Raw genomic sequence first — 11,536 nt, 5'->3', positions numbered from 1 at the left:
ATTTTGGGCTTTGGCGATTTATAAAAAAAGGTTAAAATATATAAAATTTATCTAGTTTTTATCTCAAACATAAATAAAAAGCGGTTTTTTGTTAAAAAAACGCTTTTTAACATAAAAAATCTTTAAAAAGGTTAAAATATATAAAATTTATCTAGTTTTTATCTCAAACATAAATAAAAAGCGGTTTTTTGTTAAAAAAACGCTTTTTAACATAAAAAATCTTTATAAATTGTTAAAAATTAAAGGTTTAACATAAAATATGTTTATAAAATAACAAGAAAATAAATATTTAATATAAAAAAAGTCCTAAATTATTAAAACTTAAAGGTTTAGTATAAAATACGTTTATAAAATAACAAAAAAATAAGAATTTAATACAAAAAAAGTTTATAAATTGTTTAAAAACAAAGATTAAACCTATTTTTATGTTTAAAAAAAGATAAACAACGTGTAGGAAAATAAAAAAATATTAAGAAAAAAAATGAATTATGTAAAAAAATATATTCGAAACATAAAATTTTATATAAAAAAAGTTAAAAATATATAAAAATTTATATAAAAAAAGTTAATTTTTTTAACAAAACATATACAAAACATAAAAATATATAGAAAATATATAGAAAATATAAAAAAAGCAAAAATATATAAAAAAAACATAAAAAAATGTAAATTTTGATAAAAAAGTGTAAAAAAACATAAATTTTGACAAAAAAAGTTAAAAAAAGCGGTTTTTTATAAAAAAATGGGACAAAACCAGTACAAATCCAGGGTAAATATGAAAAAATAAGATTTTATATATAAAAAAAGTAAAAATGCGTAGGAAAATAAAAAAACGCGTTAAAAATAAATTAAATAAACAAGAGATAAGGAAAATATGGAAAGCGCAAGATCGAATGAAATAGAAATGTTTTATTATAACAGGTAAGTCCGAGAAATAGAATATAGAAAACATAACAGCATTGTTTAACTGCGAAGACGAGGAAATAAGTAAAATACATAAACATACACGTATGTTAATTGTAAAAAATACGGAGTGGAATCAAAAGAAAGCGACCTCCCTTTTAGATTTATAAACGCATAATAAAAAAACGCAAATTATAAAATAACAATCAATAAAGAACGAACCCAATCGTGGGAGGACGTAATAATGAAATCACAACATGAATACGAAAAAGAAATAGGCAAAAAAAGACACAAGAACAATAAGTGAATTTTTTCAAGAGATGTTAATTTATGACAAAATAATATTTATTATTGAAAATGAATATTTTGTTGATTCGAAAACACTTATTAGAATATTAACAAAAGGTAACTACTTTGATAATTTAGAACTTTTTCAAAATTAAAAATTTTTTTATTTTATATTTGATATTTTATTTTTTTGTGTTAGCATTAAAACATAAAATAAATAATTTGGTTTTCCAAAATTAATTGTTTTAAAAAGTATTAATTTAATAAAGCAGTGAAAAGCATTACCTAAATTTTTATACAACTCGAAACCAAAATACACATAAAGAACTTTTGGAATTAGATAATCTTAATAATGCTTTAAAATAAAATAATAAAACATTAAATAAAGAATCAAAATTGAATAAAAAAGAGATTAAAGATTTTTTTGGGATCCAAGACTCAAAAGAATTTCAAAAAGAAGTACTATTAACTAATATGACAATGAACAAAAACATTGAAATTCATAAAAACCTAAAAAAAGAAATAAAAAAGATATCAAAATGGAAATTGATTTAAAACAAAATACTTTCCGATGATTCAAACATCGTGTTAATTTTGTTAATGTTAATATTTAATTAACCATTAAAAGAAAAGAAATAAAACAAAGGAATTAAAAAATAATGACAATTACACAAGTAGCCATTTTTAAAAAACTAAACGGGAAAATCCATTGTGATATTGTTTTTGATAGTCTTTTAATATTAAGAGGCCTTCATTTTAAAGCTGACACACCAGAACCTTATTTTGTATGTCCTTTTATCGACAAATTTAATAAATTAAATGATAACTATACACGCCGTTTTTATTTTAATCCTTTAAATAATGGATTTAGAAAATATATAACTGATACCATCAATAAATGTTATCAAGAAATGCTAAAAGAAAATCTTACACGAAAAATATTTAATTTGCAAAAAGGATTAATAATTTAAAGATATAAAGGGTTTTAATTCTAGAAAATTTAAATAATTTTAAATTTTATAATTTTAAATTTCATAAAAAAAGCAGTTCGTTATGAAGCTAAAGTTTCTAATAAATCGCACTGTCATAGGTAATTTCAACATTTTTTATTTGTAAGAGTTTAACTTTTGAAGTTAAACTCTATTTTTTACCTAAATTAATGAGTTGTTTATATATGGAACTAAATATAAAAAAGTTGTTTAAAATGATATTTATATTTTAAAAGAAAAAAATTTATTAGAAAAATATTTAGAAATTAAATAAAATACACTTATGGATTTTCAAAAAAGAACTTTTGATTTCATACTTGTTATTTTTTAAAAGATTTTAAGGATTTTTTAGAATTAAAAGTTTTTGAATCAAAAGATTTATTTCCTGAAAAGTGAATTCATGAATAAAATAAATTTATTAAGTGATTTTTTATTTATAAAATGTAAAAGATTTATTTTTATTATTGTTTCTTTTTTTATTACTAAATTAATGATAATAATTTTTTATATTAATATTCATTAATTAAATGAGAAAATATTTATTTCTTTATATGGTCATGAATTTTATTAGATTTTTTAATTTCATAAAAAAAGAAAATTTATTTTTTAAAATAATATAAAAATCTTGTTCATTTAATTTTTTGAAGTTTGTTTAGATTAGGAAAACTAATTATCATAGTTAGTTTTCTTTTTTTATTTTGATGCGGTAACTAAATAGTTGTTTTTTTTTTTTTTTTAATATATATTAAGTTATATAATTAATTTAATTTTTTGAGTTAATTTTTGACTTAAAATATTTCTTTTTAGAAAAATTATTAAATTATTTGAAAATATTATTATTTAATATTTAATATTTGAATTTTAAAAAGAAAGAGGAAGTGAAAAAAATTGAAAAAATCAAAAAAAAGATCAAATTCTTTTTCTAAGTTGCAAAAAGGAATTTTATTTGTTTTAGTTTTAGTAGCTGCTTCTTTGATTGGTTTTACTGTGGCAGTAATAAATGATAAGAATCCTTTTCAGTTCTTGTCTTGGAAAAAGTTTGGTGTAAAAGGAAGAAATTCTAAATTAAAACTTTCGGTGACTATGGATGAATATATCGATGGTAATGATTTGACAGAATCACACGATTTACATAAATCTGTTTTAATAGCTAAAAATAGTAATGATATACCTAATCCAACAAAACCAGAGGAAAGCTATATATCTCAATTTTTACATGAATTATTTGTCAAAGATAAATATGAAAATGGCAAAATTATTGATGTTAATAGTAGTTTTCATGAAGACATCAAAAAACAAGCTAATGTCGAGGTCGGAGTAAAGTTTTTTTTAGTTCCGAAGGAATTGCAAGATAAAGATCCAAAAAAATTTGATGAAGCAGACAGGGCAAAACTTTTAGATTTCAGTGAATTTACATATGAAGTAGCAAATGATCAAGGAACATTTTCAGGAAAACCAGAAGATCAGAAAAAATATTTCGGTTCTTATGTTGTTTTTGATAATGAAGTAAAGAATGGATCGAGTTTTAAATATCAATATAATTGGTTAGAAGAAGACAAAGTCTCAGAAGACAAAGTCAAAGTTAATGCATTATATAGTAATTCATCAAGACAATATTATCTACCAAAAGATAATGTTTTTACATCAGAAAAATTAAAAAACTCTACTTCTTTACAAAATGAATTGAGTGAGAATGCGAATAATTTTTATTCAGCATATTCTTCAAGTTCAGTGGAAATGGTAGCTCCCCAGCAGAAAATAATAGGAAAACACAAAATTCCTACCCCTGATAATATATTTGAAAATATTTCAAGTGATACAAAAAAATTTTATATTTATAAACCATATGACAAAAATAATTCAAACGTATGTTATCCAAAATTAATCCGTCCAAAGGGTACAAATTCAAATGATTATATCAAAACAAAAGCTCTTATTTTAATTAATTTTTGGAATGAAATGGCTTTAGATGAATCTTTTTTTGGATCAGAACAAGCTGGAGTAAATAAGGATGATTTTATGGATAATGATCATGATTTGACTTTATTTGTACAAGTTAATTATAATTTAGTTGATGACACGGGCGAACTTCACTCTTTTACTACGGAAACTAAGGGTCCTAAGTTGCCTAATATGAATCTTGATAGACCTACTAAGGCTAGTGAAGGTAAATCCGCTCCAAAAAGAAGTATTAATGTTAAACGTGATAGATCAATCAAAAACACAATAACAAGACCATAATATTTAATTAATTTCGAATAATAAATTATCAACAAAATATTTATAACATATAAAAAAAGGAGGTTTTTTTGAAATGTTTTTTAAAAGAAAATTTCGAAACCTCTTTTTTTTCATTTTTATAATTATTCTTTTTTGTTTTACCCCTTTATATTTTGTTCAAGCTATAACTATTAAAATACCTCGTAAAAAAATCCCCTCTTTTACAATAAATCCTGAATCAACTAATAAATTGCTTCCATCAGTTGAATTAAGTTTTGAATTATATCGTAGAGAAGAAATAGAAGAGGGAAAAAATTATTATTATAAATTGATTTTTAAGGATGACAAATTAAAGAAAAAATTAAAAAACGAAAACAAAGAATTAAAAGATTTATCATTTTTTTATCATTTAGATGTAAGTATTTTAAATGAAAGTTCAGATAATAAAAATTTAACTGATTTATTCGATATTAAATGTTATCAAAGAGATAAAAACAAACCAAATGCCCCTTTTGTTGAATTCAAAATTATCACAAAATCTTATAAAAACGATATGTATGATTTGCAATCGAAACCAGAACAAAAAAGAAAATTTTCTTTAATAGATTTAAAAGAATGGGAATATGATATCAAAATAGAAGTTAAAACTAATTCTAACCATTACAAAAAATATAAAGAATTGCAAGATAAAAAAATTAAAATTAAATGTGAATTAGATATTACTGACAAAGATAATTATCCTATTTATTTATTTAATCTTAAAGATGATTTACTTAAAAAAGATGACTTAATTTCTCGTTTTGATAAGTTTCAAAATGAAAAGACATCTTTTCAAAAAATGTCTAAAACAAATGATGTTTTTTATATTTTCGGGTTAGGCCCAGATTTAAATCAAAATATAATCTATTCAATAGATTATATTTTGAATAAAGACATCGCATCTAAAGATATTTATAAAGAAGATAATCCTATTTTTCTAGTCTTTAAACAAAATGATAAATTTTTTATTTGGGACTTTATTTCTAATAAAAAAGTTGAATATGAAAACAAAACATATCAAGAATTAATGGATTGTCATAAGAAAAACAAAAGTGAAAAAAAGTTCGAATCAAATTTAAAATCTTTAAGGCTAAAAGCTTATAAAAAAGCTATAGAATTTCAAAAATTTTTAGAATCAAAAAAAGAATCATATTCGAGTTCGTGGTTTACTAAATCTAGTACAAAAACAGATAACGATAACAAATTAACAAGTGTAAAAGCGAATATTCTGGAAATGGAAAGAGAAGATAAAACTTTAGAACTAGAACAGCAACGAATAATAAATAATACATCTGAAACAAAAAAAATAGAAGTAGAATATGAATTATATTATAAAAATTATATAGATTTTAAAAAAAACAAAGAATATAATATTAAAAAAGAATTTGATAATAATAATGTTTCTGCGATAAAGCTTTACTTTCTTAAAAAAATTTATGACAATACTATTTCTGATACTTATTCTTCTTTACATTTAACAAAAAAATGGGATATAGATGAAATTGAATACGAAGAGTTAGAAGAAAATGAATCATTCGGAAAATTAATTAAAAAAACACTTAAACGTTTTGAAAGGGAATTTTTGCAACAATCAGAAGAAGAACAAAAAAAAGCGAAAAAATTCCTTGATGATAATATTCCACTAAGTAAAGGTCCAGAAATATCTGATGAAGTATATTTAGAATTAGAAGAGGAAAATAAGCGTGAAGTTGACAAAGACTATTCTAAAAACCGAGGAAAACATAAAAATTTGAAATCTATTGGAAATACAGATATAAAAACTTTGAAAGATATGTTAAGAACTGAAAGAAATAATAAAAAAAAAATTAAAGTCACAAAAATTGCTATGAGACCTGTTTCTAATTCCGACTTTTCTTTAAAAGGAGGTATTAGAGAATACGAACCTAAAGTTGTATAATTATTATTTTTAATTTAAAAAAAGAAGAAGGTTTTTTTTTGAAAAAAGAAATTGAAAAAAATCAAAAAAATACAATAAAAACTAAAAAAAAACAACAACTGATAAAAAAAAATAAAGATCATCCAATTGTTGTTAAGTTTAATATGCCCGAAATACCAACAAACGGAAATAATAGTGTATTTTTGTGGAATTTTATCAATTTAATTCTTTCTATCGGAGTTATATTAAGTTGTCTTTTTGCTTTTTTGCAATCCAAAAGTAAAATGGAAGAGATTGAAAAAAAAATCAAAAAATCTCCAGAACGTAATTCAGAAATTGATAATTTAAGAAAAGATATCAATAATTTAAGAAATAAACCTTTTGGAGATGAAGAATATAAAGAACTACTCGAGTATCTTTTAGAGGATTTGAAACAAGAGTTTAAAAAAGAATCGAATCAAGAACCAAATAAAAATCAAGAACCAAATAAAATATTACAAGATGGTCAAAAAGAAAATAAAGAAAAAGATAAAGACAAAACAGAAGATGATAAAAAAGAAAATAAATGTAATTATTCAGATTTAAAGGATGATCATTTTTCGGTCCAACCACCAGAAAACGGTTTATCTTTTAAACAATTAGTTGGTTTAGATGATGCTAAAAGCGCATCAAGTAGTTTTGTTACATATGTCAAAAATCGTGATTTATTTGAAAATAAAGGAAAAATAAAATCCTCTACCGGGTTGTTAATGTATGGTGTCGGAGGAACAGGTAAAACTGCATTTGCTAAATCATTAGCTCGAGAAACTGATTTACCTTTTATTGAAACTTCTGCTTCTGTTTTCTCACAAACTTATTACGGTGTCGCTCCGAAAATGGTAAAAGATTTATTTAAATTAGCTAGAAAAGCGGCTATGAAAAGCGGAAAAGGAGCGATTATTTTTTTAGATGAGTGTGAAAATCTTTTTTCTGATATCGCTACTTTATCATCAGGATCAGAAATTACCAATGTCGTTAATGAATTTAAAATCCAATTAGAACCATCAGATAATTTACTTAGAGAAGTTTATCCAGGCGGCGAAGAAGAAGCTAATCGTAAGCCAGTTTTTGTTGTTGGAGCGACCAATCACTTAGAAGGTTTCGAGAAAGCGATTCTTTCTCGTTTTAGTATTCAGTTCGAATTAAAACCAGGCCGTTTTGATGAACGTCGTAGACAATTATTCTTTATTTTAAATTCATTACGTGCTCCGATCACTCGAGAAGCAACAGAATATTTATTAGATACTATTAATTTAGCTTTAGATTTGTTACCACCGGAAAATGATGCTAAGGGTAACGTGATATCGACAGAAAAAAATTATAAAAAAGCTTATCGTGTTTTAGAAAAAATGATTAACGATGCCAATCAACAATCAATTACAAGAGTTTTAAATTATTTAAAAAGTCAAGTTGATATTCGAAACAAAGAATCAGAAATCGAACAATTAAAAGAACAAAAAAATCAAGACAAAGTAAAAATTGATAAAGCAGAAGCAGAGTTAAATGAATTAAAAACTGAAGTTAAAAAAGAATATGAAAAAAATTATTACAAAGATGTAAAAGAATCGAACATAAAAAAACAAAATTACGAACAATTTGTAACAAATAATAAACAAAAACAGAAAACTCCGCCAGAAATTTTACAAAATTGTCATGGAAGTAAATCTATGGATATAGACGATTTGAAAACATCTTATAAATCAATGATTGATAACGAAGAAATGGATGAAAAAGGAGTACCACTTACTTTAAATCTTGCAGAAGAACTTCAAAAAATAATTAAAAATTTTCGATTAAACGAAGAATACGTTATTGATTCCCAAAATAATCAAATTCGATTAAAACAAGAAGGATTGGATAAAATATTGATGTATCGAAACAACGAAAATTTTCTTTTAATTCAAACATTAGAAAAATTGGAAAAAAGTTTAGAACAAGCTCAAGAAAATTATAACATAAATGATTCTGACAAAAATGGAGACATTTTACAAAAAGCAAGAATGAATCTTCGAAATTACTTTGATAGTATTCGAACTTGTGCTTCAAACGCTTTAATAATTTGTCGAGAAAAACAAGAAATTGAACGTTTTATGAAAGAAAAATTTAAAGATTATTTTATTAGAAAAGGTTCAAATACTCAAGCTACAGAATTAACTCAAGAAGGAATAACAGCGATTAATAAATTTTTCAAAATAGAAAATATTTCAGACCCTAAACACATGGTTCTTTTACAAAAAATTATTAATTCTGCTAAAAAATAAAATAAAATATTAAATTTCATTGCTTTTTGGTATTTTGAATAAAAAAAAGACCTTAATAAAAAGGTCTTTTTTTATGAAAATATTGATCATTTAATATTAAATTTATTTTATTGATTTTTTATTGGATAGTATTACACTTTAATAACTTAATGTTGATAAATCTTTATTATTTAATAAATAATATTTTAAAATATTTTTATTAAAAAACAAAACAGTGAATCAAATCAATTATTGTCGAAGATGACTTCCAAAATATAGATTATATCATTGAATATAAATTCATCTAACGAAGTATTTGTTAAAACGATTTATTTCAATCTCGTTGATTCAATAAAAGAAAATTAACTTTAATAAGTTTTTTCTTTTAAATCGAACTTATTTAAAAAACGAGTTAACTAACGTTAGACAACAAGTATCTGATAATGCTAAATCACAAACTGAAATCCAAAATTTAAACGCAAAAATCGCTGATTTAGAAACTAAAATCAAAAAAAACGTCATCAACACAAACGTTAATTTAGAAAACAATCAATTAAAAGATGACAAAGTTAAATTAACAAACGAAATTAACGAGTTAAAACAACAAGTCGACAACATCAAAAAAGACATCAATAATCCTCAATTAGTAAACAACATAAATGAATTAACAAGACAAGTAGGCACTTTACAAACACAATTAGAATCGAAACCTACTGAAATCAAAACTGAAGTTATAAAAGAAGTTATCAAAAACGACCCATCATTACTTACCCAAATTGATCAATTACAAAACGAAAACGGTGATTTAAAATCTCAAAATGAACACATCCATACGCAAATGCGAGAATTAAATTCACGCTTTAATAACCAAGATCGTCAAATTGAAACGTTAACAACTCAATTAGCGATCAAACCAAAAGAGATTATTACCACAGTTCAAGATGTCAAAATATTAGATTTTTTTGCTTTTATTTATCATTTTTTAACCTTTATTTAATTTATTTTACATAAAAAAATAAATTTTATTATTTAAAAAACTTAGAAAAAAAACAATATATTCTTCAAAAAGGGTTTAAAATATAAATAATAATAATTTATTAAAACAAATGATTTTTTATTTTTATTTAAATTTTTAAAAAAACTATCTTAAAACTTATTTTATAATAATAATGTATAAATTTTTTATAATAAAAAAACAATTTTTATGAGTATCGAATCCGAAAACATAATTTTTAAAATTCATGTTTTTTTAATAAGATAATTGAAACATAAAATTTGTTTTTTTTTTTTTTTAATTTAAAATTATTACAATAGTAAATTTTAGAATTATTATTTTATTTTTGAATTTATTATCGTCAAGACACTTATTATAAAAACTCTTATTTATTTAAAAATAGTAATTATTTTGAATTAAAATAAAGTTTTTACTTATATTAAGCATGATTTTATTTTTTATCTTTTTATTATCTAGAACATAGAGGTTTATATTTTGTCGATGGAACAAAAAAAGAAAAAAATTATTTTAGGTTTTGGCGCTTTATGTGCCTTTATTTTATTTTTTATTTTAGGTATTTTTATTTATAGAAAAATTTATAAAAAATGCGACTCACATCCAGAACAAGAAGAAATAGATGTAGAAAAAACAATAACCGATTTATGTTCGCTTAATTCTAAATCATTTAATGAATTATTAAAAAAGATATATAGTTTAAAAATATCTGAAATACCTGATGCTAAGAAATTAGAAAATTTAAAAGAATCTCAAAGATATTTAGTGGGTAATTTTAAAGGTAAATTAAATAATTTAAATAATACAAAATCAGGACAATATGATGAATTAAAAATATCTCAAATAAATTTGGGAAATTCAATAATTGAATTAGAACAAGAACCAAAAGAATCAAAAGAATCAAAAGAATTTCAAAAACTTTTAAAAGATAAAAAAACAGATCACGATACAAAATCAGGACAATTAGGTAAATTAATAGATGAATTAAGTAAATTACGAGAATTAATAAGTTTTAATTATTTTTCAAATGAATATGATCTCCGATCAATTCAACGAAATCCTTTTTTAAGATCTTTTTATACAGATATCTATGATATCAATCTAAAAAATAAAGAAATTGAAAAACAGGAAGAGAAAATACAAAAAAAATTAAAACAAAAAGAAACTTTGTTCATTTGCCAAACATTAAGACAAAATTATCTTGAATTAAATAATTTATTATTTAAAAATGATGATTTATCAAATAACCATGATTTAAAAATTGCTTATAATGAAATTTCATATTATTTGCGTTTAGCAATTGAAGCTTTAAATGATTTTGATAGGAATGATTTTTTCATTTATCGAAAAAAGAATAGACAAATTACAAAAGAAGATGAAAAAAGTAAAAAAAACAAAGAATATTTAAATAAATTCTTTGAAAAAAAAGAATCGTTGAAAAAAAAATATTTGGAAAACATTCATGAAAAAAAAAGCATTCATGACAAAAATAAATATTTCGAAAATATAATTGCAAATTATTATGATTTCGAAAATATTTTATCGTATCAAATCAGCGGAAACCAAATAATAACTAGAATCAAAATAATAAATAAATTGACTAATGAAAATATTTATTTTAATTTACCTTCAGGCGGTAATAATTATCCACAACATAATGAATTATCGCAATCAATCTTTAAAATTTTAGACAGCGACGAAAGATATAATGAATTATCGCGATCAATCTTCCTAATTTTAGGCAGTAATGATTATCAAGAACATAAAGAGGAATTAAATAAATTATGGGAATTAATTGGTACATCAGGAATTGTTATAAGAAATGAAATCTAATATTAAAAATAAAAATAAGGTCATCTAAAACTTCATTATGAAGATTAACCGATATCAAACTTTAATATTTAATTTAAAA

General features: G+C 22.3%; 6 protein-coding genes. All 6 read left to right on the top strand.

Annotated features, from left to right (window positions below):
* Positions 1-1,850 precede the first annotated feature (1,850 nt).
* Entirely contained in the window at positions 1,851-2,162 is a 312-nt protein-coding gene (locus CWO85_RS02730) for a hypothetical protein (protein ID WP_121464115.1), read from the top strand.
* 906 nt (positions 2,163-3,068) lie between these two features.
* Entirely contained in the window at positions 3,069-4,421 is a 1,353-nt protein-coding gene (locus tag CWO85_RS02725; protein WP_121464114.1) for a hypothetical protein, read from the top strand.
* A gap of 73 nt (positions 4,422-4,494) precedes the next feature.
* On the top strand, positions 4,495-6,357 hold the full coding sequence (locus CWO85_RS02720) for a hypothetical protein (protein WP_121464113.1): 1,863 nt from the start codon (positions 4,495-4,497) through the stop codon (positions 6,355-6,357).
* Between the two features lie 38 nt (positions 6,358-6,395).
* On the top strand, positions 6,396-8,636 hold the full coding sequence (locus CWO85_RS02715; RefSeq protein WP_121464112.1) for an AAA family ATPase: 2,241 nt from the start codon (positions 6,396-6,398) through the stop codon (positions 8,634-8,636).
* Positions 8,637-9,453: 817 nt separating this feature from the next.
* Positions 9,454-9,612, top strand: coding sequence for a hypothetical protein (locus CWO85_RS03650; protein WP_161554988.1), 159 nt, complete (start codon positions 9,454-9,456; stop codon positions 9,610-9,612).
* Between the two features lie 498 nt (positions 9,613-10,110).
* Complete coding sequence (locus CWO85_RS02710; RefSeq protein ID WP_121464111.1) at positions 10,111-11,457, top strand: hypothetical protein; 1,347 nt, start codon at positions 10,111-10,113, stop codon at positions 11,455-11,457.
* Positions 11,458-11,536: the final 79 nt, after the last annotated feature.

Source organism: Candidatus Phytoplasma ziziphi (assembly GCF_003640545.1).
GTDB classification, from domain to species: domain Bacteria; phylum Bacillota_I; class Bacilli_A; order Acholeplasmatales; family Acholeplasmataceae; genus Phytoplasma; species Phytoplasma ziziphi.
This window is presented reverse-complemented; position numbering and strand designations above follow the sequence as displayed.